Raw genomic sequence first — 23,316 nt, 5'->3', positions numbered from 1 at the left:
GCCGCCCTAGCCGTCGCAGCAAACGGCCGAACTCATACCCACCAGCTCTGCGGCGGTGTGAACCGGCCGGCCGCGTTCTCGATGGCCTGTCCGGTGGCGAACAAGGTCTCCTCGTCGAAGGGCCTCCCGATGAGCTGCAACCCGAGCGGAAGGCCCTGGCTGTCGACGCCGGCAGGCACCGCGATGCCCGGTAGGCCTGCCATGTTCACCGTCACCGTGAAGACGTCGTTCAGATACATCTCGACCGGCGAGGCCGTCTGCATCTCGCCGAGGCCGAAGGCGGCCGACGGGGTCGCCGGTGTCAGGATGGCATCGACACCCTCGCGGAAAACGGTCTCGAAATCACGCTTGATCAGCGTGCGGATCTTCTGCGCGCGGAGATAATAGGCGTCGTAATAGCCGGCCGACAGCACATAGGTGCCGATCATGATACGGCGGCGCACCTCTGGGCCGAAGCCGGCGGCGCGCGTCTTCTCGTACATCTCGACGATGTTCTGACCGGGCACCCTCAGGCCATAGCGCACGCCGTCATAACGGGCGAGGTTGGAGGAAGCCTCTGCGGGTGCCACGATGTAATAGGCGGGCAGCGCGTATTTGGTATGCGGCAGCGAGATATCGACGATCGTCGCACCTTCGCTCTTCAGCCAGTCCTGGCCCGCCTGCCAGAGATCGGCGATCTCCGCCGGCATGCCCTCGACGCGATATTCCTTCGGAATGCCGATCTTCAGACCCTTGACGCCGCGCGCTACCGCCGCCTCAAAGTCCGGCACGCGGACATTCGCGGAGGTCGAGTCCTTTGGATCGTGGCCCGACATCGACTTCAGAAGGACGGCACAATCGCGCACGGATTTGCCGATTGGCCCGGCCTGATCGAGGGAGGAGGCGAAGGCTACCGTACCCCAGCGCGAGCAGCGTCCATAGGTCGGCTTGATGCCAACGGTGCCGGTGAAGGCGGCCGGCTGGCGGATGGAGCCGCCGGTATCGGTCGCCGTGGCGCCGAGGCATAGCCCAGCCGCGACCGCCGCCGCCGAACCACCGGATGAGCCCCCGGGAACGAGCTTCGCGTCCGATCCAGCGCGCCGCCACGGGTTCACCACCGGGCCAAAGCTGGAGGTCTCGTTAGAGGACCCCATGGCGAATTCGTCATTGTTGAGCTTGCCGAGCATGACGGCACCGTCGCGCCAGAGCTGGGACGTCACGGTCGATTCATACGGCGGCACGAAATTTCCGAGAATTGTCGAGCAGGCTGTTGTGCGCACGCCCTTGGTCGCGAACAGATCCTTCACACCGACCGGGATGCCCTCGAGCGGGCCCGCCTCACCGCGCGCAATACGGCCGTCACTGGCGGCTGCTTGCTCAAGCGCATGCTCCGGCGTCTCCAGCACGAAGGCGTTCAAGCTCCGCGCCGCTTCGACCGCCGCGATGTGAGCCTTGGTCAATTCGGTCGCGGAAAAGCGTTTGGCCGCAAGGCCATCACGCGCTTCGGTAAGAGTGAGGTCCGTCAGATCGGTCACTGGAGCTCTCGTTGCAAGGGCAAGGTCAGGGACGGATGAGAGATCCGTCTGGAATGATGGGATCGTGACAGCGGCACGCAGCTCGCCAGCCGATAGGTTATTCCACCACCTTCGGCACCATGAAGAAATGATCCTCCGTCATCGGAGCGTTCGCGACGATGAGGTCAGGATAGCCCCCGTCGCTCACGACATCCTCGCGTTGGGACAACGCCATCGGCGTCACGGAGGTCATGGGCTCGACGCCGGTGACGTCGACCTGGTCGAGCTCCTCCACGAAGGCGAGGATCGCGTTCAACTCGCCCTGGAGATGGGGAATATCCTCATCCGTGACAGCGATGCGCGCGAGATGCGCGATACGGCGAACGGTGGTGGCGTCGACGGACATGAGCTCAAGCCGGATCTCGTTTCAGATCATGCGGCTATAGCACCCCGGCATTTCACGCCGCAACCCGCGTGACAGATACCGGCGGTGCCTCAGGCGGAATTCCTCACGAGAGCCGCGCCCGGCAATCAGGCGCGCTCGAGCTGCGACGAAGACGGCGCGGCCGCGGCGTCATCCTGTCGCCGGTCCTCTGCCCCGGACACGCCAGGTCCGGGCTGCGCAGAGCCCGCTGCAGCGTCGAGCTCCTGTTGGCGCTGGCGGGCAGCCTCGGCCCAAGCCCTCGCACGCCGCGACGGCACGACTTGGCGGCCGACACGCACGATGCGATCGGGTGGTATCCGCGTCGCGGCCTTGCATGGCGGTTCCGCCGGGCAGGCCGCAGTCTCTGCCGGCTCAGGAGGAGGCAGTTGGAACTGGGCGGCCAGGCGGCCTTCGGCAAGCCCGCGAGCGCGCCAGGCCAGTCGCATGCGCGAGCGGGGGACTGGCACGAAAGGAAGACGATCGATATCGACCGCGACCCAGCCGCCCCGCAGTTCGTCATCATCCACCACGATCGCACGCGCATCCGCGCCGCCGGAGCTATCCGCGCTCCTGCGTCCCGAGCCGCCACCTGGAATGGTATGGAGATGAGGGCGCTTCATTTACCGCCTTGGTAAAGAATTCGTAAACGATGTTATCGCACCAAATGCGGCCAGATGCGATTCCCGCTTGGTCACAGGGTTAACGCCCCCGTGACCAACTGTATGCCACGCTACGGCGAGTGCTCGCCGCCTCCCGGAAAAGTGCCTCTCTAGAAGGTATTACGGACCGAAGCTGCCATTCGACTTGAGATGAATGCCGCGTGCCGAGGGGGCATCGCAGACCAGACGTCCGGCCCCCGGCATCAAACCACAAAGGCCTCGTTCTTGTGGGGAACAATGACCTTGGTCTCCTGGTCATGCATCGCGGCGACGAACTTGTCGGCGTTCTGCTCGATGATCGGGAACGACCCGTAGTGGCACGGGATCGCGGCCTTGAGCTTGAAGAAGCGGCGGACGGCGAGAGCGGCCGTCAGCGGGCTCATCGTGAAACGATCACCGATCGGCACCATGGCGATATCGGGCTCATGGACCTCCGCGATCAATTCCATGTCGCTGAAGATATCCGTGTCGCCCATGTGATAGACGGTTGGCTCCCCATCTGCCTTGACGATCATACCATTGGCGCTGCCGAGCGGACGTTCCACGCCCATTTCCCCAAGGCCGGCAGAATGGTCGGCACGGACGAGGCTCACACGAAAACCACCGGCATCGACCGTGCCGCCCGTGTTCATCGGCTCGAACTTTTCGAGGCCTTGCGATACCAGCCACATGCCGAGGTCGAAGTTCGTGACGACGGTCGCACCCGTATTCTTGGCAATGGCCAGGGTGTCGCCGACATGATCGGCATGCCCATGGGTGACGAGAATATGGCTGATGCCCTCGGAGATCTTGGCCACGTCGGCTGTAAAGGCGGGATTCCCGGTGAAGAAGGGATCGATCAGCACCCCTTTGTCAGCGAAGTCGAGGCGGAAGGCGGAATGCCCGAACCAGGTGATTTTCATGAGGCTCTCCTCTGCTCTTGAGCGGCGGGCATGCTCGCGCCGCTCGGGGATCGGAAGGTCCCGACCATAGGTCAGATCAGGATGAATCGGGAAGTCGCCTGCCCATGCCGCGGGGCGGATCATCAATATATCTGATGGGACAGGCGGACGGCTCTAAACCCGCTCGAGCGGGCGATGTGGTCCCGACGGGAGATGGATCGTAATGACATCGTCCGGCCGCACCATCCCCGCGCGCCGAACGATCCCCATGATTCCCGCCTTCCGGATGAGACTGCCTTCGGCATCACGGCCGAGCACCGCCTTCAGGAGACCGGGCTGGAAGTCGTCGATCTGGCTGCAGGGATTGCGCAAGCCCGTGATCTCAACGGCGGCGTCGCTGCCGATCGCCAGGACCGCCCCGGTCGGCAATGCCAGGAGATCAATGCCGCTGGTGGTGATGTTCTCTCCCATCGCGCCGGGAACGACGCTGAAGCCGGCCAGCCGCAGCTCATCGAACAATTCGCTGTGAATCAGATGGACCTGGCGCAAATTCGGCTGGGTGGGATCCGCCCTCACGCGGGAGCGGTGCTTCACAGTCTCCCCGCAGTGGGCATCGCCTTCCACGCCCAGCCCTGCTAGAAGCCGGATGGCGGGTTCGTTCGCCTTGCTGAAAGCGTGGCTCGCGGCGCGGCTGACCGCAACGACAACACCACTCATTGCCGGCTCTCCTGGTCTCATTCGCATTCCTCTACAGCTCTCTCGTTGAAGCAGCTCGTGCACTGAAGCCCCAGGGCGAGAAGCGCTTTGCAGATAAAAGCGCCGTCGCCCCGCGACCATCGGGGCAAGCGTGCTAACATGGCAGCATGACAACGATCGTACCCATTGAAATTTTTGCGGATCTGCCGCGCAACGCGCGTCTCATCGGCGTGGACCTCGGCACCAAGACCATTGGCCTCGCCCTCTCGGACGTCCAGCGCGTCGTCGCCACGCCGTTGGAAACCATCCGCCGCGTCAAATTCACAGCCGACGCGGAACGATTGACCATGCTTTGTCGGACCCACGCCGTCGCGGGCCTCGTTGTCGGCCTGCCCCTGAATATGGATGGCTCGGAAGGTCCACGCGCCCAGGCAACCCGCGCCTTCGTCCGTAATCTTGACAGACATCTCGACCTGCCAGTCGTCCTCTGGGACGAGCGCCTGACCACGGTTGCTGTCAACCGCGCGATGATCGCGGCTGATGCCTCCCGCGCCCGCCGGGCTGAGGTCGTCGACAAGATTGCAGCGGGCTACATCCTGCAGGGCGCGCTCGACCGTCTTTCAGAAATTGCGCGTCAAAATCGCCAACTCACGGAGCTCGGCTGATCGCCCAAAAAATCCGCCTCCAGGCCGCGGTGAACCCGCATTTTCCGCTCGCCTAAAAGCTGAAACTCATGCTAGAAACGCTATTACTGCTTCCAAGTATTCTTTATCATTCCCTTTCAAATTTTCAGTACATTTTAAGAAATGTATTTACTCATTTCCATTAATGGATTGATTGATTATGCTCGCCAGCAACCATGAAGAAATTTCAAAAAACAGCCCTACACGATACAGAATTCTTGAAAATAGCACCGAAAAATTTGCGAACGCCAGTGAAGTCGCCGAATATATCGCGCAACTGTCGAGCGAAATGGCCGCCATGTCCCGTAGCGCACGGCTGGATGTGATTGCTTATTTTCTCGAAATGGTGCGCGAGGAGGCGCGTAAGACAGCCCGGCGCAAACACCAGCCTATGGCTGGCCAGTTGCCGGGACAAGATGAAACCACACAGAAATAGCTGAGTTTTCGCAGCAAAACGTATCTGCGAAATTCATCAATATCAGCATATCTATTCTTTTATATTATCGAGTTTTCCAACTATATTGCACCGTCGCGTCCGTTTCGAATGAGTCAGCATTCCAGTGCCTGCACTTTTCCATTGGCTGAGGGAACGACCTTCGGTCCGTCGGATTGCCGTCAGCACGGTCAGGGATCCTGCCATATGCTGAGCGCTGGGTCCTGGCGCCGCGACAACACGGCCACCTACTTATGAAATCAACGACGGGCCTGGCGCTCTCCCCTCAATCGGGAGAGCGGTCCAGGTGCCTTCGGTATGGAAGCGCGTACGGCCTGCAGCTCGGAGGAGCGTCGGTCGCCACGCCATCTCACGTCCTTCCCCCAGCGACGCTGAACGCATAGCGAATTGTGCGCGGCCGGCGGCAAGCCGCGACGCTCGACCCCACCCTTTGAAGATGCGGACTGTTGTCCATGAGCCCCGTCAATAGGCTATGGTGAATCCTGCACCGAGGCAGGCGCATTTTCCAAGTGATGGGCATTTATGGATCTTAGAGGCGTATGGGGCACCGGAACCGCATGGCTGCACCAACCATTTTCCCGTCGTCAGCTGACCATTGCGAGGCTTCGTCTCGCATCCGGCCTCGTCCTCTTCGCATTTGCGCTCATTCATTTCGTCAATAACGCGCTGGGCATTGTCGACGTCACATGGATGGAAGCGTTCGACGTGGTGCGGCGCGCTTTCTGGCGCTCGCTCCCCGGCACCGTGCTGCTTTATGGCTCCCTTGTCATCCATATCAGCCTCGGCCTGTGGAAGCTTGTGCGGCGCACGACATGGCGCATGCCGTTCAGCGAAGCGCTGCAGCTGATCCTCGGCCTTGCGATCCCATTCTGGCTGCTCCAGCACATTCTCGCCACGCGAGGGATGAGCCTGCTCTACGGCCTCGACGATCGCTACACGAATGTTTTGCGGAACATCTGGCCCGCTCTTGCGGTGCAGCAGCCACTGCTACTCCTTATCGTCTGGCTGCATGGCTGCATCGGGCTACACTTCTGGCTCTCGACAAAAGCCTTCTATACGAGAGCGGCCCCCTGGCTCCTTGCCCTTGCGGTGCTCGTTCCGGCGCTTGGCATCCTCGGCTTCACGGAGAGTGCCCGTCGGCTGGAGGTGGTTGCGCCGGGGAGCGCTCTAACCCCGCAGCAGGCACAAGATCTGGAAAAACTAACCAGTCAGGGCGTCTCAGTACTTCTCGCCATCGGCGCTGCCGTGTTGTTCATCCTCGTCGCGCGGCTCGTCGTCGCCCGAATCCGCCCGGGCTTCTCGATAAACTACACCGGTTTGAAGTCTGTTCGCGCGCATCCCGGCCCCACGTTGCTGGAGATCAGCCGTGCTAACGGCATCCCCCACGCGGCAGCCTGTGGCGGACGCGGCCGCTGCAGCACTTGCCGTGTCCTGATAACCGAGGGTTTCGACAGCCTCCCGCCCCCGCAAGTGGGAGAGGCGGCGGCGCTGGAGCGTATCAACGCGCCGACAGGTGTGCGCCTTGCCTGCCAGATCAGACCGACTCATTCCCTGACGCTGCGCCGCCTCGTGGCGATCGCCGAACCGGAGCCGGCCGGAAGCCGCGCCGATCCATATCGCTGGGGCATCGAGCGCCGCGTCACGGTGATGTTCACGGACCTGCGCGACTTCACCGCGCTGACTGAACGCATCTATCCTTACGACTCCGTATTTCTGCTCAATCGGTATTTCGAGCTGATGTCGGAGGCCATCCGCTCCCACGACGGCATCGTCGACAAGTTCCTCGGCGACGGAATCATGGCGCTGTTTGGCATCGCGCCGGCGCAAGGCGCCGGGAGCCGCAACGCCCTCCTCGCTGCCCGCGCCATGCAGGCTGCCCTGGAAGAGATCAACCGCGAATTCGCCACGACCTTGCGGCAACCCCTGCGCATGGGGATAGGCATTCACACCGGCCCGGCGGTGCTCGGGCGTGTCGGCGCGGCGACCGAACTGTCGACAAACGGTCGCAACAATGGCGCCCTGACTGCCCTTGGCGATACCGTCAACACGGCGAGCCGGCTTGAGGCGATGACCAAGGAATTCAAGGCTTTCGCGGTAGTCTCCGAATCCGCCCTCGCGGGCTCAGGGCTTACGCTCGACGGCTGCGCGCGGCATGAGATCACCGTGCGAGGCCGTCGAAAGACCGAGCACATCTACGCTGTGACTGATTTCGCGGTGATGGCTGAGAAATCAAGCGATAAGCAACCTGCCGCCCTGACCCCTCAAGGCTGAGCCGCGTTCATTTGAGCGAAACGCTGTTATTGGCGTGGCGCAGCACATAGCCGCCGAGCTCCAGCTCCACGATCGCCCGCTGGATCTCACGCGCCGCGAGCCCGGACAGGCGGCCGAGATCATCGAGCAGGACCGGTTGCGGACCGAGCAGCGCGAGAAGATGCCGGCCGTGGGGTGAGTGACCGTCCGCGAGTGGCCCCCCATCGGGAGAGGCTTCGTGTATGCCTTCCGCCTCGTCCCCATCGGGGTCGAGCCCTTGAGCCAAGTAATCCCGCTGGATCGGCACCGCCGGAGGCGGTTCGATATCAAGCCCCTCCAGTTCCTCCCAGAGGGGCTCGCCGCTCAGATCAACGGGCCGGTCGTTCCAGGCGCCGCCGGGCTGGGCTTCTCGGCCGATGAGCGGGGCGAGCGCAGTGATGACGTGGTCTGGATCGGCGCAGAGGGTGGCGCCGTCGCGGATCAGGTCGTTGGTACCCTCCGCGCGCGGGTCGAGCGGGGAACCGGGCACGGCGAAGACCTCCCGCCCCTGTTCCGCCGCGAAGCGCGCGGTGATGAGCGAGCCGGAGCGGCGAGCCGCCTCGACGACGACGACGCCAAGGCACAGCCCGGACACGATACGGTTACGCCGCGGAAAATCCCGTCCCCGGGGTTCGTAGCCCATCGGCATCTCGGAGAGCACCGCGCCGGATGCGAGGATGCGGCCCGCCAGCGCCTCGTTCTCCGCCGGGTAGATCTTGTCATGGCCTCCGGCCAGAACCGCCACCGTCCCCGATGAAAGGCTCGCCGCATGGGCGCGCGTGTCGATGCCGCGCGCCAGTCCCGAGACGACGACAAAGCCCGCGGCACCTAGTCCCGCGGCCAGGCGCTCCGTGAATTTCAGGCCGGCCGCCGAGGCATTACGTGAGCCGACGATCGCGACCATCGGGCGACCAAGGACGGCGGCATCCCCACGCAAGGCGACAAGCGGAGGCGCGGAGTCAATCTCGCGCAGATGTGCGGGATAGTCCGCCTCGCCGAGTGCAACGAAGCGCACGCCGAACCGCCGGGCCGTCGCCATCTCCCGCTCGGCCTCTGCCGGTGTGAGGATACGGAGGGGACGACCACGACGTCGCGCGATGTCCGGAAGCGCCGCGAGCGCCGCATCGGCGCTGCCGAAGCGGCTGATCAACGCGCGAAAGCTGCGCGGACCGATACTTTCCGACCGCGTAAGCCTGAGCCAGCTCAGGCGCTGGTCGTCATTGAGGCTAAGTCCCCCCATCCGATAGCTCCCCCTATCGATAACCCGTTAAATCCTGAAGCGAGAGCGGCTCCCCAGCCTCTCACGCTTCAACTTACGCAGGCCTCTTCCCCGCTAGCCCTTGCTGCCGATCCGGCTCTCCTGTCCCGTCATCAGGCGCACGATGTTGCCGCGGTGTTTCGCCCAGAGGAAGATCGTCAGGACCGCGAAGAGCGTGGCAGCCCCCGGCTGATCAGCGATCAACAGCGCCGGCGCGGCAAAGGCACTCGCGATCAGAGCGGCAAGTGACGAGAACTTGCTGAAATAGGCGACAGCCAGCCACACCACCGCGAAGAACAGCGCGACCCACATGTTCAGCGCGATCAGGCAGCCGAGAAAGGTGGCAACACCCTTGCCCCCCTTGAAGGACAGCCAGACCGGGAAAAGATGGCCCATGAAGGCCCCGAAGGCAGCCGCGAGCGCCGGCCCCTCCCCCCACTGCGCCGCGATCACGATGGCGAGCGTGGCTTTCAGGGCATCGCCGAGCAGTGTGGCCGCGGCCAACCCCTTCTTGCCGGTGCGCAGAACATTTGTGGCGCCGATATTGCCCGAGCCCACCGCGCGGATATCGCCGAGGCCCGCCAAGCGCGTAATCACGACGCCGAAGGGAATGGAACCAAGAAGATAGCCAAAAACGGCCGCAACAATGATCGGCCAAAGCTCAGTCAGACCCATGGCCGCAGCCCATCCCCGCGAAAGGTTATTCAGCGTAGCGGTGGACGCAACGCCCCGCAACATATGTCATGAGAACCCGCCCCTCGAGACGCGCTTCGTCGAAAGGCGAGTTCTTGCTGCGCGACCTGAGCTCACGTGCGTCGAGCGTATAGGCGAGATTGAGATCGAGCAGAATGAGATCCGCCGGAGCCCCGGGCGCGAGTCTGCCCTGAGGCAGACCGAGCAGGTCCGCCGGACGACTCGTCATGGCTTTCAACAGCGCCGGCAGCTTGATCTGTTCATTGTGAACGAGCCGCAGGCCGACCGACAGGAGCGTCTCAAGACCGATGGCGCCGTCAGCGGCGTCCGCAAAGGGCAACCGCTTGGTCTCGACGTCCTGGGGGTTATGGTCGGAGACCACCACATCGATCGTGCCGCGCGCCAGTGCCTCGATCATCGCCATCCGGTCGGTCTCGTGCCGCAAGGGCGGCGCGAGCTTGAAGAAGGTGCGGTAGTCGCCGATGTCGAATTCGTTCAGGGCGAGATGGTTGATGGACACGCCGCAGGTCACCCCAAGCCCCGCATCTTTTGCCCGCTCGACCACTTCCACCGAATCCGCGGTCGAGATCATGGCCGCGTGGTAGCGTCCGCCGGTCAGCCGAAGCAGGCGCAGGTCGCGCTCCAACATGATGATCTCCGACTCCCGCGGCACTCCGGCCAGCCCCAGCCGGCTCGCCCGCTCACCCGCGTTCATCACGCCGTCGCCGACGAGATCGGGGTCCTCGGTGTGGTGGAGGATGAGGGCATCGAGATCGCGCGCATAGGTCAAGGCCCGGCGCATGATCTGGGCGTTGGTGACGGAGCGCGCGCCGTCGGTGAAGGCAACGGCGCCGGCCTGCCGCAAAAGGCCGAACTCGGTCATTTCCTTGCCGGCGAGCCCCTTGGTCAGCGCCGCGGCCGGGCAGATATTGACAATCGCCGTCTCGCGGGCCCGCCTTTGTACGAATTCGACGATGGCCGGATCGTCGATAACGGGATTGGTATCTGGCATGCAGACGATCGTTGTGACACCGCCGGCGGCAGCTGCCTCGCTCGCGGTCTTCAACGTCTCGCGATGCTCAGCACCGGGCTCTCCCACGAAGGCGCGCATGTCGACGAGGCCTGGGCTCAGCACATGCCCTTTGCAATCGACGATCTCGCCACCTTCCGGCACGCCAGCGGCAGCGCCCCAGGCGAGGTCCTTGATCACGCCATCCTCGATCAGCAGCGAGCCATGGCCGTCACGCCCGCTCGCCGGATCCACGAGGCGCGCGTTGTTGAACAGGATGGGCGGATGGGCCGAAGCCATGACACACCTCATGCTGGCGTTGAACGCCGTTCTTGGAACTCAGGTATTCGGCAACTGGCTGCCGAGAGCCTCCAGCACCGCCATACGCACGGCGACACCCATCTCGACCTGTTCGCGGATCAGGGATTGCGCGCCGTCTGCAACCTCGGAATCGATCTCGACCCCGCGGTTCATCGGCCCGGGATGCATGACGAGCGCGTCAGGCTTGGCAAGAGCCAGCTTCTCGCGGTCCAGGCCGTAGAAGTGGAAATATTCCTTCACGGACGGCACGAAGGAACCGTTCATGCGCTCGCGCTGGAGCCGCAGCATCATGACGATGTCCACACCATCGAGCCCCTTGCGCATATCGGTGAAAATCTCGACCCCAAAGCGATCGAGCCCCACGGGCAAGAGAGTCGAGGGACCGATGCAGCGCACCCGGGCGCCGAGCGCCTGCAGGAGGAGGATGTTGGAACGCGCTACCCGTGAATGCAGGATGTCGCCGCAGATGGCAACCGCTAGTCCTTCGATCCGCCCCTTGTTGCGGCGGATCGTAAGGGCATCGAGGAGTGCCTGGGTCGGATGTTCGTGGACGCCGTCGCCGGCATTCACCACCGAGCAGTCGACCTTGCGGGCCAGCAGATGAACCGCCCCGGCCGCCTGGTGGCGCACGACGATGATGTCGGGGCGCATGGCGTTCAGCGTGGCCGCTGTGTCGATGAGCGTTTCGCCCTTCTTCACCGAGGACGAGGCCACCGACATGTTCATGACATCGGCGCCGAGCCTTTTTCCGGCGAGCTCGAAGGACGATTGCGTCCGCGTCGAGGGCTCGAAGAACAGATTGATCTGCGTTCGTCCGCGCAGGGTCGCCCGTTTTTTCTCGACCTGCCGGCTGACCTCGACGGCGGCTTCCGCCCGGTCGAGCAGACCGATGATATCGGCGGGTGTCAGCCCCTCGATGCCGAGGAGATGGCGATGGGGAAATTCGCGAGGGCGATCGGCGGCGCGTGAAGCTGTCATCTTGAAGTCATCGCTATAGGAGGTTCCGATGCCGGCAACAAGATTGTTCGTGTGAAGCCTTATCGCGCCACGCCGCCTTCCTGTCACCTGTGCGCGTCACGGCATCCCCAGCAGGCTTGACTTCCGCGCGCGAATGCAGCATCTCCAAGGCACGTTGGAGCCGGGCCTTGTCCGGCTCCTATCCTATTGCGCGTGCCATCCACACAGCGCGACAGATTGCCAAGAGGTTTCCGCTATGGCCAAGGCCACGACCATCAAGATCCGTCTCGTGTCGACGGCCGATACCGGCCATTTCTACGTGACGAAGAAGAACGCTCGCACGATGACGGACAAGCTGACGATCAAGAAGTATGATCCGGTTGCCCGCAAGCACGTCGAGTACAAGGAATCGAAGATCAAGTGATCGATAGCCCGCGAGCCCTAGGTGCTTCATAGTGCTTAGGGACACGGGTCTCGTTGTGGTGATCACGATCACAAAAAAGGGCGCTATCGGCGCCCTTTTTTGTTGCCACGGCACGAGAGCGTGACTGACCGGAGCAAGGGTTGGTGGCCGGTCGGAAGCAGCGTTCGAGGAGGCCACAGAACACCACTTCCAGACCGGCCGAACCCCACGGGACCCAGGAGATGCGGCGGACCTGAGCATTCCGCAGGGGAATATCGAGGCGGTCACCGGAAGGCCGCCATGACTGAACAGTAGCGAACCCGCTGCCGAAAGCAATGCTTTGCGCACATTCGCGGTGCATAAGTCCGTATGGGGGTTAAGCGCTCCCCGGTGCTCTCTTGACGCGGCAGAACCTGGTACCCTGAATCATCTGATCACAGCATCCTTCACCCGCGGCAAAGCCTAGGCTGCGGCGGCGACGACACAGTTTCGGCCGGCCTGTTTGGCTTGGTAGAGCGCCTGGTCGGCCCGACGCAGGAGGTCGCCCGGAGACTGATCGCTCGTCAGCCGCGCGGCGACGCCAATCGACACCGTAACGTCGACGCTCTCTCTCTCGCCGTTCACGAGAAAAGGCCTGTGTTCGATCGCCTCGCGGATGCGCTCGGCCATCGCCTCGGCAGCCTCCAACGTGGCATCCGGTACCATGATCACCACTTCCTCGCCCCCAAAACGCGCCACCACGTCGATGCCTCGCGTCTGCGCTCGGATGCGGCTCGCGCATTCCTTCAGAACCTCGTCGCCGGCATCATGTCCGAAGCGATCGTTGACGGATTTGAAGTGATCGATATCCAGGACCAGCAGCACGAGCGGGCGCGTGCCGAGCGTTGGCGCCTCAAAGGCGCCGCTGAGTCGCGCGTCGAGAAAACGCCGATTATACAAGCCTGTCAGAGGGTCGATGACCGCGAGCTCGAGCGACGCCTGCACGCTGTCGCGCAGCCGATCCGCGAAGCGTTTACGCCGCATCTGCGTCCGCACCCGGGCCACCAGCTCATTGCGATCAACCGGCCGCAACAGATAGTCGTTCATGCCGATATCGAGGCCGCGCAGGATGCGCTCCTTGTCCTCCGCCCGTGCCATCATGAGGACAACGGCGTTTCGCGTTGATTCGAACGCGCGGAGCTGGCCGCAAAGTCGGAGCCCGTCGAAGCCTCCGATATCGAGGTTGACGAGAATGACGTCGTAGCTTTCCGCGGCAGCCCGCGCCAGAGCCTGCTGCGGGTCGGCCTCCCAATCAACATGATGATAGATGGACAGTGCGGCGGCCAGCCGCTCAGCGGTCGCCGGGCGGTCTTCGATGACGAAAACACGCGCGTTCTGTCCGGTTTCCGCGGTTGCAGAAACGAGCGCGTCCTCAAGCCCGAACTCGCGCGAAGCGATCACGCGCGTCCTCAACTCGTCGGTCACGGCCTTCAGACGCACGAGACTACGCACGCGCGCGATAAGTGCCATGTCGTCGACCGGCTTGGTCAGGAAGTCGTCAGCACCCGCATCGAGACCGCGCAGGCGATCACTCGGCTGGTCAAGCGCCGTCACCATCACAACCGGTATATGAACGGTACTAGGCTGCGACTTGAGCTTGCGGCAGACTTCAAACCCGTCCATGCCCGGCATCATGGCATCGAGCAGCACGATATCGCAGCGATTCTGCTCGCAGATTTCCAGCGCCTCGCGCCCATTGGAGGCGCTGAGCACGTCGAAATACTCCGCAGACAATCGCGCTTCGAGCAATTTCACATTGATAGGCGTATCATCGACGACGAGCACGCGAGCGGACATCCATCAGCCCCCCACTCAGGCGGATTCGAGATAGGTGCGTACTGTCTCGAGAAAGCGTGATATCGAAATCGGCTTCGAGAGATAGGCCTCGCAACCGCCCTCTCGGATCCGCTCCTCGTCGCCCTTCATGGCGAAGGCCGTCACTGCGATGACGGGAATGGATTTCAGGGTGTCGTCGGCTTTCAGCCAGCGTGTCACTTCCAACCCCGAAACTTCGGGCAACTGGATATCCATGATGATGAGATCTGGATGGTCGCTGCGCGCAAGCTCCATCGCCTCGATGCCGTTCGAGGTCTTGAGCGTCGCATATCCGTGGGCTTCAAGAAGGTCGCTGAAGAGCTTCATATTGAGCTCGTTATCCTCGACGATCAGCACCGTCTTGCGCATCACCAGTTCCCATCATCTAGAGTACATCCCACATGTGGGGAGTCCACGCGCGCAAAGCCGTAGCCCGGCATCATTACCATTGACCAGTTGACGAAACGCAAATCCAATCTCACCCTCGCCCCCCTTTGGATGACGCCATGGCACTGCAACGCCCCTCACCTGTTCCAGACCCTGAGGAAATCGCGCTCCAAGCGCTTGGTTTCCTCGCCTCGGACGAAGAACGACTGGAGCGTTTCCTCGGCATCACCGGCCTCACCCCCGGCACTATCCGCGAAAGCGCCAGCCAACCCGGTTTTCTGGCGGCCGTACTCGACTATCTCGCCTCGGACGAAGCCCTGCTCCTGACCTTCGCGGCCAATCACCGGCTCGATCCACAGGTGATATCCAATGCACGGCAAAAGCTTGCTGGTCTTGGAGCCCCCCAATGAACACGCCCGGTCAATCGCGCTTCCTATGCCGCGATTGCCTGATCGATACCGTGGCGGCCCGCGCGCTCAATCGCTGTCCCGCCTGCGGCAGTCCCCGCCTCCTAGCCCATCCCGAACGCGATACGCTGCACATCGCCCACGTCGACTGCGATGCGTTCTATGCGGCAATTGAAAAACGAGACTCCCCCGAGCTCGCAATAAAACCGATAATCATCGGCGGCGGCAAGCGTGGTGTTGTATCGACTGCCTGCTATGTCGCGCGAACGTTCGGCGTTCGCTCGGCCATGCCCATGTTCAAGGCGCTGAAGCTGTGCCCAGACGCGGTCGTCATCAAGCCGGACATGGCCAAATATGTCCGCGTCGGCCGCGAGATCCGGAGCATGATGCTGGATCTGACACCGATGGTGGAACCCCTCTCGATCGACGAGGCCTTTCTCGATCTCGGCGGCACGGAGCGTCTGCACCACGCAAGTCCTGCCATCATCCTGGCGCGCTTCGCCCGACGCGTGGAACGCGAGGTTGGCATCACCGTCTCCATCGGGCTGTCGACCAACAAGTTCATGGCGAAGATTGCCTCGGACCTCGATAAGCCACGGGGCTTCGCGATCATCGGGAAGCAAGAGGTCGACGGCTTTCTCGCCGACAAGCCCGTCTCGATCATTTTCGGCGTCGGGGCGGTGACCGTGGAGAAGCTCGACCGTGCCGGCGTGCGGACAATTCGGGATCTGCGCGCCGCGTCTCCAAACAAATTGATGACGCTTCTCGGCAAGGAAGCCGGGCGATTGCAGCGGCTCGCTTATGGCATCGATGACCGCGTCGTCAGCCCAAACAGGGAAGCGAAGGTCGTTTCCGCCGAGACGACTTTCAACGAGGACATTGGCGCGCCCGCCGATCTCCTACCCATCCTGTGGCGCCTCAGCGAAAAGCTGTCGACACGCCTGAAGGCGGCGGAGCTCGCCGCCGGGTCCGTCACGCTGAAGCTCAAAACTGCCGACTTCAAGCTGCGCAGCCGCTCGCGCAGCGTTCCCACCACGCAGCTCGCCAGCCGTCTATTCGAAACGGGAAAGGACCTGCTCCTGCCCGAATGCGATGGCACCCAATTTCGGCTCATCGGCATCGGCACGTCCGACCTGCACCCCGCCGTCGAGGCCGACCAGGGTGACCTTGCCGATCAGAGCGCCCAACGCCAGGCCCGCATGGAGCGGGCGGTGGATGACCTGCGTGCCAAGTTCGGCGCGGGCGCCGTGGTGAAGGGCATCGTCTTCGGCACCCCCCGCAAAGCTTGATCGTCCTGTCTACTCGCAGGCGGCCGCCTTGAGCAGCTCCAGCTCCTTCAGCTCGCCCTTGAGCGTGAAATTGTCGTATTTGAGCGTCAGCGAACGGGCGATGCCATTCTCGTAAAGGTCGAAGCTCAAGACATACACGGGCAAGGCCTCGCTCCGCCCCGTCGCTTGCTTGAAATAGCTGATCGCAATCGGCCAATGCGAAGCGTTGCCGAACAGGCCATCAAGCCGGCGCTGGCGCTCGGCGTCGGCGATCTCGTCGCTAGCGCCGAGATCGCCCTTGGTCAGATCTCCCTTGGCAAGATCGCTCTTGCCGACCCCACTCTTGCCAGCCCCACTCTCGCCGACCTCGCCCTCCCCGAGCTCGTCCTTGCGGAGGTCGTCCTTGCCTGGGCGTGCTGTCTTGGAACTGATCGTGTCGGCCCGCCCGATCACCGCCAGCGTGTCGTAGAAGCTGCGTCCATCTTCCGAGCCATCGAAAACGCGCGCCTCGACGATGGGCTTGCCCGCCTTCGCTTCGGCGATCAGGGTCTTGAGATGGGCGGCGGGAAACATCGCATCGCCAAGCTTCAGCGTTTCGCGGCCAGGCTTGACGAAATTGACGGCGACCGCACCGTCGCGTCGCACAGCCTCGCCATCGATCAGCTTCGGCGGCGCATTGGCATTGCGCGTCTCTGCCTTGAACCGGAACGAGCCGCCGCTCGCATCTTCGAAAGTCGTCATGCGCATATCGGTGGTTGAGGCGCTGCTCTCGCCCTCGAGAACGACAACCTGTCGCGAGCGCGAAGCATAACCGTCGCAGGCCGTGCCAGTGATCTCGTAGACGACGCGTCCCATGGCAGACTGAATGGCATTGCTGCTGTCGGCGAGTGAGAGATCATAGACCGCCCTGTGTGGCGCGAGGGAAACCCCGGGCATAGCCCCCGCCATGGCGCCCGAAGCGCAGAGCAACGTGAAGGCCATCGCAGTGAAGACGACGGGCTTTCTTGCCATGATGACCTCCATAGGAATTGCACGGCGCTTGACCGATCCACCTAACACAGCATCAGCCAACTATCTCGCGGGATCAATGACCCAGCTCCACGATATCCGCCGTTGCGATCCCGGCGGCGGTAGGCGACAACGCTCTCAGCCCGCCTTCCGCTGCGAAGGTGGCCATGTTGTCCATGTTTGCAAGACAAGGAACCCTTCCATGAGCCGTATTGCCTCCAAGCTGGCAGAACTCGGTATCACTCTACCGACACCCGCAGCACCGATCGCCAACTATGTGCCCTTCGTACTGAGCGGCCAATTGCTGACGATCTCCGGCCAGCTTTGCCTCGGTCCTGACGGCAAGCTCGCTGATGCGCATAAAGGCAAGCTCGGCGGCGAAATCTCCCTGGAGGCTGGCCAACAGGCGGCCCGCCTGTGTGGTATCAATCTCCTCGCCCAGGCCAAGGCCGCCCTCGGCGATCTCGATCGGATCACTCGCGTGGTGCGGCTCGGCGGCTTCATCAATTCGACACCGACCTATGGCTCTGTGCCCGGCGTGATGAACGGCGCGTCCGATCTGATGGTTGAGGTCTTCGGCGATCTCGGCCGCCACGCCCGCAGCACCGTTGGCGTCGCGCAGCTTCCGCTGGACGCCGCTGTCGAGGTCGAAGCTCTCTTCGAGGTTGCCTGATCATGACCGCTCCCGATTGGCTTTGCACGCGGCCGATTGCCCATCGCGGGCTGCACAATCGGGTCGATGTGATCGAAAACACCGCCGATGCCGCCGAGGCGGCCATAGCGCGGGGCTTCCCCATCGAATGCGATGTGCAATTGACCGCCGATGGGGAAGCGGTCGTCTACCATGACTTCGTGCTCGACAGACTGACACATGGCCAGGGACGTCTCGACGCTCATACGGCCGCCGCGCTGGCAGCGATACCCTTCAAGGCGACCGGGAACCGCATCGAACCGCTGTCGGCGTTCTTGGACAGGATCGGGGGCCGGGTACCTCTGGTGATCGAGGTGAAAAGCCGCTTCGATGGTAATCTCGCGCTGATCCGACGCACCGCCGCGGTTGTCGACAGCCGCTCCGAGCCGCTCGCGGTCATGTCGTTCGACCCCGATGTCATCGCGGCTTTCAAGGATCTCGCGCCCGGCGTACCTCGCGGAATTGTGGCGGAGAGCCGATATGAGGATACGGATTGGGTCCATCTGAACGCCGAAAAGCGGAGGGAACTCGCCCAATTCTTGCATATCAACCACTCGCGGCCTGATTTCCTTGCCTGGCGGGTCGCTGACTTGCCGGCGACGGCCACGGTCATGGCGCGCCATTTTGGGATGCCGGTCCTGACTTGGACCGTGCGAAGCCTTATGGATCGCGAACAGGCCGCAGCGCACGCAGACCAGATGATATTCGAGGACTTCGTTCCGTAACGAGGAGGTGATTCCCTGGAGCGGGAAACCCCTCTAGGATTGTGCCATGACCGCTAAGACGCGCGCCGAGACGGGCAGCAAGACGACGATCAGCGTGACCAACGCTATTACGAGCGTCGCAGCTGCGGAGTGGGATGCCTGCGCCAATCCCCGGCAGCTTCAACCATCGCCTCAGCTTTCATCAATAAGTGACTCCAAAAACGAACCGAATTGCGAAGCCCCATCTCCACATCCGGCCGAGGCAGCCGGGCAGCCTAGCGGCCACACAGGTGAGGCGCATGGGAGCCCGGCGGAGGCGCCCCATTCGCCTGAATCAAACTCTCAACAAGAGCGATTCAACCCTTTCATAAGCCATGCTTTTTTGAAGGCCCTGGAAGTGTCCGGCTGTGTCTCCGCCCGGACCGGCTGGGCGCCCGCGCATGTGCTCGTTCATGATGCCGCGGGCGTGCTGGTCGCGGCTGCCCCCGCCTATGCGAAGTCCCATAGCCAGGGCGAGTATGTTTTCGATCACGCCTGGGCGGACGCTTACGAGCGCGCGGGAGGAGATTATTATCCGAAGATCCAGGTGAGCGTTCCCTTCACCCCGGCGACGGGCCGCCGCCTTCTCATCCGCGACGGCCAGGACCACGCCACGGCAAGCGCTGCACTGATCATGGGCCTGCGCGCGGTGCGCGACCGGGTCGGCGCGTCGTCAATCCACGCCACTTTTCTCCCGCGCGATGAATGGGAGACACTCGGCGACGCCGGCTTTCTGCAGCGGGTCGACAGGCAGTTTCACTGGACGAATGAGGGCTACGGGAGGTTCGAGGATTTCCTCGACGGCCTCGCATCACGCAAGCGCAAAACCATTCGCCGGGAACGGCGCGACGCGTTGGCCGGGGACATCACGATCGAATGGCTTACGGGTTCGGACATCACCGAGACCCACTGGGACGCCTTCTTCGCCTTCTACCAGGATACGGGCTCGCGGAAATGGGGTCGGCCCTATCTCAACCGCCGCTTCTTCTCGTTGATCGGCGAAGCCATGGCCGGCCGCATCCTGCTGGTGATGGCCAAACGCGGCAAGCGTTTCATCGCCGGCGCCATCAATTTCATCGGCGACGATGCGCTTTATGGCCGGAACTGGGGCGCGATCGAGGATCACCCTTTCCTGCACTTCGAGGTCTGCTACTACCAGGCCATCGATTTCGCCATCGCCCGCGGGCTTACGCGGGTCGAAGCCGGCGCCCAGGGCGAGCACAAGCTTGCGCGCGGCTATCGCCCCGTCCTCACCTATTCGGCGCATGATATCGCGGACCGCGCCCTGCGCCGGGCGGTTGCCGCTTATCTGGAACAGGAGCGGCCCGCAGTGGTCGAGGAGGCGCGCGAGCTCGATCAATTCACGCCCTTTCGCCACCGGGACGGGGATTGAGCGCCTCCCGCAGCCACAGCGTGATGCGCACTGTAATATGCAAGCTTGATACGGCGCCGGAATCGGCCGACCATCGGCCTAGAGTCAAGTGAGGAACTGCGACCGTGACGGCCTATGATCCCAACAATATCTTCGCCAAGATCATTCGCGGCGTTCTGCCGTGCGAGCGCGTCTACGAGGACCAGCATACGCTCGCCTTCATGGATATCATGCCCCAGGGGGATGGCCATGTACTCGTCGTGCCTAAGTCGGCCGCGCGCAACATGCTTGATGTCGATCCCGCGGTGCTCGGCCCTCTGATGGTGAGTGTTCAGAAGCTCGCGAAGGGCGTGAAGGCTGCCTTCGACGCCGATGGCGTCACCGTGATGCAGTTCAACGAAAGCGCATCCGGACAGACAGTCTTCCATATCCACATGCACGTGATCCCGCGCTGGGAGGGAGTGCCCCTGCGCGGGCATACTGGTGCGATGGCGGACCCGGACCTCCTGAAATCGCAAGCCGAGAAAATCCGCAGGGCCATCGGTTTCAGCGGCTGGACCGGCTGACCTGCGGTCACGGCGGGCATGCCACAGCGGATAAAAAAGCGGCCGAGATCCAAATCGGCCGCTTACCTTTGTCGAGTGTCTAGCCCGGTTTCTGGCCAAGCCCTTTCGATTACGGCACGCGTTCACCGCGTGAGGTCAATTCGCGGATCACCCGCGAAGCAGGCTCTTCGAAGATGCTATATAGCTGGGCGCCGACCCACCATGTCACAAGGACAATGATGGGCACGACGATCCAGGCCACGATCTCTTCGAAGCGCCGACGCTTTCGCTGCCGCTCTCGGCGACGCTGGAAATACGTCGACACCACGTCAACTCCTGATCAACGGCACCTTGGGAACCGTGCGGACCGCAAGCGGTCCCCCGCTGTCGTCATCGCCATCCGTCCCGCCCTTGCTGCGGCGCGGACGCGGTGACGGCTGCTTCTTAGCCGTTGGCGGCCGACGTTTCACGTGTTTTTTCACGGCCTCGGCCACGTCCGGCTCGGGCTTCGGCGTCACCGGGCCGGCGGGAAACTCGAACCCAAGCGTCTTGTGGCCGGCCTCGTCCGTCTGAACCACGACCCTCACCGCGCCTCCACCGCGCAGTTGCCCGAACAGAACAGCGTCCGCCAACGGGGTTTTGATAGTGGTCTGGATGAGGCGGGCCATCGGCCGCGCACCCATGGTCTCGTCATAGCCGTGCTCGACCAGCCAATCCCGCGCCTCGTCGGACAGTTCGATCGTGACGTTACGATCGGCAAGTTGCGCCTCAAGCTGCAGCACGAACTTGTCCACCACCTTGGAGACGACCTCCTTTGGCAGATGGCCGAAGGAAATCGTGGCGTCCAGACGGTTGCGGAACTCCGGCGAGAACAGCTTGGAGATCGCCTCCTGGTCGTCACCCTCCCGCTTGGTCCGCGTGAAGCCGTAGGCCGGCTTGACCATGTCGGCGGCGCCGGCATTGGTCGTCATGATCAGGATGACGTTTCGGAAATCGACCTGCTTGCCGTTGTGATCCGTCAGCTTGCCATGATCCATGACCTGCAGCAGCACGTTGAACAGGTCGGGATGCGCCTTCTCGATCTCATCGAGCAGCAGCACGCAATGCGGATGCTGATCGACACCGTCGGTGAGGAGCCCGCCCTGATCGAAGCCGACATAGCCCGGAGGCGCGCCGATCAGCCTCGAGATCGTGTGGCGCTCCATATATTCCGACATGTCAAACCGCAGCAGCTCGACGCCGAGCGCCGATGCGAGCTGGCGGGCCACCTCCGTTTTGCCGACGCCGGTCGGTCCGGCAAAGAGATAGCAGCCGATAGGCTTCTCGGCATCGCGCAGACCGGCGCGCGCCAGCTTGATCGCCGACGACAGAGCATCGATCGCCTTGTTCTGGCCGTAGACCACCCGCTCAAGGGTCTCATGCAGGTGCTGCAACACCTCAGCATCGTCCTTGGACACGGTCTTCGGCGGTATACGGGCCATCGTCGCGATCGTTGACTCGATCTCCTTGACCCCGATGGTCTTCTTCCGACGTCCCTCGGGCACCAGCATCTGCGAGGCGCCCGTTTCGTCGATCACGTCGATCGCCTTATCCGGGAGCTTACGATCGTGGATATAGCGGGCCGAGAGTTCCACCGCCGCCTTGATGGCGTCATTGGTATAACGGAGCTTATGAAAGTCTTCGAAATAAGGCTTCAGGCCCTTGAGGATCTCGATGGCGTCCGGGACGCTCGGCTCATTCACATCGATCTTCTGGAAGCGGCGAACGAGCGCGCGGTCCTTCTCGAAATACTGGCGGTATTCCTTGTAGGTGGTCGAGCCGATGCAGCGCAGCGTACCGGCGGCGAGCGCTGGCTTCAGAAGATTGGACGCGTCCATGGCACCGCCGGACGTCGCGCCGGCGCCGATCACCGTATGGATCTCGTCGATGAACATGATCGCGTTGGGATGCGCCTCAATCTCTTTCATGACCTGCTTGAGGCGCTCTTCAAAATCTCCGCGATAGCGGGTGCCGGCGAGCAGCGTGCCCATATCGAGGGCAAAGACTGTCGCATCCGCAAGCACATCCGGAACGTCTCCGGTCACGATCTTGCGGGCGAGGCCCTCGGCGATCGCGGTCTTACCGACGCCTGGGTCACCAACCAGCAACGGATTGTTCTTCTGTCTGCGGCACAGGACCTGGATGGTCCGCTGGATCTCGGGCTCGCGCCCGATCAGGGGATCGATCCGCCCGTCCCTGGCCTTCTTGTTCAGATTAACGCAATAGGCGTCCAGGGCGTCCCCCTTCTTCTTGCGCTGACCTTCCGCCTCATCGTTGTTCGCGGCCCGGCTGTCATTTTCCTCATCGGCGCCACGGGGCGAACGATTTTCTGACAGTCCCGGCCGCTTTGCGATGCCATGGCTGATGTAGTTGACCGCGTCGTAACGTGTCATGTCCTGCTCTTGCAGGAAATAGGCCGCGTGGCTTTCGCGCTCGGCAAATATCGCCACGAGCACGTTAGCCCCGGTCACTTCCTCGCGACCGGACGATTGGACATGGATCACCGCCCGCTGGATAACCCGTTGGAAACCGGCCGTCGGCTTCGAATCCTCGCGCCCGTCGGTCACGAGGTTGGTCAGCTCCGCATCGACATACTCGTGCAGATTGCGCCGCAAGGCCTCCAGGTCGACATTACAGGCGCGCATAACCGCGGCCGCATCCTGATCATCGACCAGCGCGAGAAGAAGGTGCTCGAGCGTCGCATATTCATGGTGCCGCTCGTTGGCAAAGGCGAGAGCCCTGTGCAAGGCCTGCTCTAGGCTGCGAGAGAATGTGGGCAACG

Annotated in this window: 24 protein-coding genes; 10 read left to right on the top strand and 14 right to left on the bottom strand. The window is 62.9% G+C overall.

Annotated features, from left to right (window positions below):
* Positions 1-32: 32 nt before the first annotated feature.
* From gatA to KIO76_RS13435, 5 genes are all read right to left on the bottom strand, one after another.
* Positions 33-1,514, bottom strand: a complete 1,482-nt coding sequence (gene gatA, locus KIO76_RS13455) for an Asp-tRNA(Asn)/Glu-tRNA(Gln) amidotransferase subunit GatA (protein ID WP_213323747.1) — start codon at positions 1,512-1,514, stop codon at positions 33-35.
* A 97-nt stretch (positions 1,515-1,611) separates the two neighbouring features.
* Entirely contained in the window at positions 1,612-1,899 is a 288-nt protein-coding gene (gatC, locus tag KIO76_RS13450; RefSeq protein ID WP_213323746.1) for an Asp-tRNA(Asn)/Glu-tRNA(Gln) amidotransferase subunit GatC, read from the bottom strand.
* Positions 1,900-2,024: 125 nt separating this feature from the next.
* Positions 2,025-2,537 (bottom strand): hypothetical protein, encoded by a 513-nt coding sequence (locus KIO76_RS13445; RefSeq protein WP_213323745.1) that lies wholly within the window; start codon positions 2,535-2,537, stop codon positions 2,025-2,027.
* Positions 2,538-2,779: 242 nt separating this feature from the next.
* On the bottom strand, positions 2,780-3,478 hold the full coding sequence (locus KIO76_RS13440) for a metal-dependent hydrolase (protein ID WP_213323744.1): 699 nt from the start codon (positions 3,476-3,478) through the stop codon (positions 2,780-2,782).
* Positions 3,479-3,631: 153 nt separating this feature from the next.
* Entirely contained in the window at positions 3,632-4,174 is a 543-nt protein-coding gene (locus KIO76_RS13435; protein WP_213323743.1) for an MOSC domain-containing protein, read from the bottom strand.
* A 146-nt stretch (positions 4,175-4,320) separates the two neighbouring features.
* Between KIO76_RS13435 and ruvX the strand changes: the two genes are divergently transcribed.
* The 3 genes from ruvX to KIO76_RS13420 all read left to right on the top strand — a co-directional run bounded on the left by ruvX (position 4,321) and on the right by KIO76_RS13420 (position 7,561).
* Positions 4,321-4,818, top strand: a complete 498-nt coding sequence (ruvX, locus tag KIO76_RS13430) for a Holliday junction resolvase RuvX (protein WP_213323742.1) — start codon at positions 4,321-4,323, stop codon at positions 4,816-4,818.
* Between the two features lie 178 nt (positions 4,819-4,996).
* Positions 4,997-5,272 (top strand): hypothetical protein, encoded by a 276-nt coding sequence (locus KIO76_RS13425; protein ID WP_213323741.1) that lies wholly within the window; start codon positions 4,997-4,999, stop codon positions 5,270-5,272.
* A gap of 540 nt (positions 5,273-5,812) precedes the next feature.
* Positions 5,813-7,561 carry an adenylate/guanylate cyclase domain-containing protein gene (locus tag KIO76_RS13420; protein WP_213323740.1) on the top strand — a complete coding sequence of 583 codons (1,749 nt, stop codon included), beginning with the start codon at positions 5,813-5,815 and terminating at the stop codon, positions 7,559-7,561.
* Between the two features lie 7 nt (positions 7,562-7,568).
* Here KIO76_RS13420 and dprA read toward each other — a convergent pair whose 3' ends face one another.
* From dprA to KIO76_RS13400, 4 genes are all read right to left on the bottom strand, one after another.
* Positions 7,569-8,819, bottom strand: a complete 1,251-nt coding sequence (gene dprA / locus KIO76_RS13415; protein ID WP_213323739.1) for a DNA-processing protein DprA — start codon at positions 8,817-8,819, stop codon at positions 7,569-7,571.
* Positions 8,820-8,912: 93 nt separating this feature from the next.
* Positions 8,913-9,512: a glycerol-3-phosphate 1-O-acyltransferase PlsY gene (gene plsY / locus KIO76_RS13410; RefSeq protein ID WP_213323738.1), complete on the bottom strand. Its 600-nt coding sequence runs from the start codon at positions 9,510-9,512 to the stop codon at positions 8,913-8,915.
* Positions 9,513-9,537: 25 nt separating this feature from the next.
* Positions 9,538-10,839, bottom strand: coding sequence for a dihydroorotase (locus tag KIO76_RS13405; RefSeq protein WP_213323737.1), 1,302 nt, complete (start codon positions 10,837-10,839; stop codon positions 9,538-9,540).
* Positions 10,840-10,878: 39 nt separating this feature from the next.
* A complete protein-coding gene (locus KIO76_RS13400; RefSeq protein WP_213323736.1) occupies positions 10,879-11,838 on the bottom strand; it encodes an aspartate carbamoyltransferase catalytic subunit in 960 nt (319 codons plus the stop codon).
* A gap of 235 nt (positions 11,839-12,073) precedes the next feature.
* Here KIO76_RS13400 and rpmG point away from each other — a divergent pair, with 235 nt between their 5' ends.
* Positions 12,074-12,241, top strand: coding sequence for a 50S ribosomal protein L33 (rpmG, locus tag KIO76_RS13395; RefSeq protein ID WP_110375453.1), 168 nt, complete (start codon positions 12,074-12,076; stop codon positions 12,239-12,241).
* Between the two features lie 441 nt (positions 12,242-12,682).
* Here the strand turns inward: rpmG and KIO76_RS13390 are convergent, their stop codons facing one another.
* Together KIO76_RS13390 and KIO76_RS13385 are read right to left on the bottom strand one after the other, a co-directional pair.
* Positions 12,683-14,056 carry a PleD family two-component system response regulator gene (locus tag KIO76_RS13390; RefSeq protein ID WP_213323735.1) on the bottom strand — a complete coding sequence of 458 codons (1,374 nt, stop codon included), beginning with the start codon at positions 14,054-14,056 and terminating at the stop codon, positions 12,683-12,685.
* A 15-nt stretch (positions 14,057-14,071) separates the two neighbouring features.
* Positions 14,072-14,443, bottom strand: coding sequence for a response regulator (locus KIO76_RS13385; RefSeq protein WP_213323734.1), 372 nt, complete (start codon positions 14,441-14,443; stop codon positions 14,072-14,074).
* A gap of 137 nt (positions 14,444-14,580) precedes the next feature.
* On the opposite strand from KIO76_RS13385, the gene KIO76_RS13380 reads away from it, so the two are divergent.
* Positions 14,581-14,871, top strand: coding sequence for a DUF3572 domain-containing protein (locus KIO76_RS13380; RefSeq protein ID WP_213323733.1), 291 nt, complete (start codon positions 14,581-14,583; stop codon positions 14,869-14,871).
* Entirely contained in the window at positions 14,868-16,157 is a 1,290-nt protein-coding gene (locus KIO76_RS13375) for a DNA polymerase IV (RefSeq protein ID WP_213323732.1), read from the top strand. Before KIO76_RS13380 ends, KIO76_RS13375 begins: the two co-directional genes overlap by 4 nt.
* A gap of 9 nt (positions 16,158-16,166) precedes the next feature.
* On the opposite strand, the gene KIO76_RS13370 is transcribed toward KIO76_RS13375, so the two are convergent.
* A complete protein-coding gene (locus tag KIO76_RS13370; protein WP_213323731.1) occupies positions 16,167-17,147 on the bottom strand; it encodes an EipB family protein in 981 nt (326 codons plus the stop codon).
* A 199-nt stretch (positions 17,148-17,346) separates the two neighbouring features.
* Here KIO76_RS13370 and KIO76_RS13365 point away from each other — a divergent pair, with 199 nt between their 5' ends.
* The 4 genes from KIO76_RS13365 to KIO76_RS13350 all read left to right on the top strand — a co-directional run bounded on the left by KIO76_RS13365 (position 17,347) and on the right by KIO76_RS13350 (position 20,516).
* Entirely contained in the window at positions 17,347-17,817 is a 471-nt protein-coding gene (locus tag KIO76_RS13365) for a RidA family protein (RefSeq protein ID WP_213323730.1), read from the top strand.
* A gap of 2 nt (positions 17,818-17,819) precedes the next feature.
* On the top strand, positions 17,820-18,560 hold the full coding sequence (locus KIO76_RS13360) for a glycerophosphodiester phosphodiesterase family protein (RefSeq protein ID WP_213323729.1): 741 nt from the start codon (positions 17,820-17,822) through the stop codon (positions 18,558-18,560).
* A gap of 46 nt (positions 18,561-18,606) precedes the next feature.
* On the top strand, positions 18,607-19,971 hold the full coding sequence (locus KIO76_RS13355) for a GNAT family N-acetyltransferase (RefSeq protein ID WP_213323728.1): 1,365 nt from the start codon (positions 18,607-18,609) through the stop codon (positions 19,969-19,971).
* 104 nt (positions 19,972-20,075) lie between these two features.
* Complete coding sequence (locus KIO76_RS13350; protein ID WP_213323727.1) at positions 20,076-20,516, top strand: HIT family protein; 441 nt, start codon at positions 20,076-20,078, stop codon at positions 20,514-20,516.
* Between the two features lie 109 nt (positions 20,517-20,625).
* Here KIO76_RS13350 and KIO76_RS13345 read toward each other — a convergent pair whose 3' ends face one another.
* Complete coding sequence (locus tag KIO76_RS13345) at positions 20,626-20,820, bottom strand: hypothetical protein (RefSeq protein WP_213323726.1); 195 nt, start codon at positions 20,818-20,820, stop codon at positions 20,626-20,628.
* 4 nt (positions 20,821-20,824) lie between these two features.
* The gene (clpA, locus tag KIO76_RS13340) at positions 20,825-23,314 is read right to left on the bottom strand and encodes an ATP-dependent Clp protease ATP-binding subunit ClpA (RefSeq protein ID WP_213323725.1); all 2,490 of its coding nucleotides are present in this window, start codon (positions 23,312-23,314) and stop codon (positions 20,825-20,827) included.
* Positions 23,315-23,316 lie beyond the last annotated feature (2 nt).

The organism is Chelatococcus sp. YT9, assembly GCF_018398315.1.
GTDB lineage: Bacteria > Pseudomonadota > Alphaproteobacteria > Rhizobiales > Beijerinckiaceae > Chelatococcus.
The sequence above is the reverse complement of the archived record's forward strand: the minus strand, read 5'-3'. Positions and strand labels throughout refer to the sequence as shown.

Coding starts and splice junctions, on each gene's coding strand:
- KIO76_RS13355 (WP_213323728.1), top strand. CDS start 18,607: ATGACCGCTAAGACGCGCGCCGAGACGGGCAGCAAGACGACGATCAGC.
- KIO76_RS13405 (WP_213323737.1), bottom strand. CDS start 10,839: ATGGCTTCGGCCCATCCGCCCATCCTGTTCAACAACGCGCGCCTCGTG.
- KIO76_RS13370 (WP_213323731.1), bottom strand. CDS start 17,147: ATGGCAAGAAAGCCCGTCGTCTTCACTGCGATGGCCTTCACGTTGCTC.
- KIO76_RS13400 (WP_213323736.1), bottom strand. CDS start 11,838: ATGACAGCTTCACGCGCCGCCGATCGCCCTCGCGAATTTCCCCATCGC.
- KIO76_RS13420 (WP_213323740.1), top strand. CDS start 5,813: ATGGATCTTAGAGGCGTATGGGGCACCGGAACCGCATGGCTGCACCAA.
- rpmG (WP_110375453.1), top strand. CDS start 12,074: ATGGCCAAGGCCACGACCATCAAGATCCGTCTCGTGTCGACGGCCGAT.
- KIO76_RS13390 (WP_213323735.1), bottom strand. CDS start 14,056: ATGTCCGCTCGCGTGCTCGTCGTCGATGATACGCCTATCAATGTGAAA.
- ruvX (WP_213323742.1), top strand. CDS start 4,321: ATGACAACGATCGTACCCATTGAAATTTTTGCGGATCTGCCGCGCAAC.
- KIO76_RS13425 (WP_213323741.1), top strand. CDS start 4,997: ATGCTCGCCAGCAACCATGAAGAAATTTCAAAAAACAGCCCTACACGA.
- KIO76_RS13360 (WP_213323729.1), top strand. CDS start 17,820: ATGACCGCTCCCGATTGGCTTTGCACGCGGCCGATTGCCCATCGCGGG.
- KIO76_RS13445 (WP_213323745.1), bottom strand. CDS start 2,537: ATGAAGCGCCCTCATCTCCATACCATTCCAGGTGGCGGCTCGGGACGC.
- gatC (WP_213323746.1), bottom strand. CDS start 1,899: ATGTCCGTCGACGCCACCACCGTTCGCCGTATCGCGCATCTCGCGCGC.
- KIO76_RS13380 (WP_213323733.1), top strand. CDS start 14,581: ATGGCACTGCAACGCCCCTCACCTGTTCCAGACCCTGAGGAAATCGCG.
- KIO76_RS13440 (WP_213323744.1), bottom strand. CDS start 3,478: ATGAAAATCACCTGGTTCGGGCATTCCGCCTTCCGCCTCGACTTCGCT.
- KIO76_RS13435 (WP_213323743.1), bottom strand. CDS start 4,174: ATGAGTGGTGTTGTCGTTGCGGTCAGCCGCGCCGCGAGCCACGCTTTC.
- KIO76_RS13375 (WP_213323732.1), top strand. CDS start 14,868: ATGAACACGCCCGGTCAATCGCGCTTCCTATGCCGCGATTGCCTGATC.
- KIO76_RS13365 (WP_213323730.1), top strand. CDS start 17,347: ATGAGCCGTATTGCCTCCAAGCTGGCAGAACTCGGTATCACTCTACCG.
- dprA (WP_213323739.1), bottom strand. CDS start 8,819: ATGGGGGGACTTAGCCTCAATGACGACCAGCGCCTGAGCTGGCTCAGG.
- plsY (WP_213323738.1), bottom strand. CDS start 9,512: ATGGGTCTGACTGAGCTTTGGCCGATCATTGTTGCGGCCGTTTTTGGC.
- KIO76_RS13385 (WP_213323734.1), bottom strand. CDS start 14,443: ATGCGCAAGACGGTGCTGATCGTCGAGGATAACGAGCTCAATATGAAG.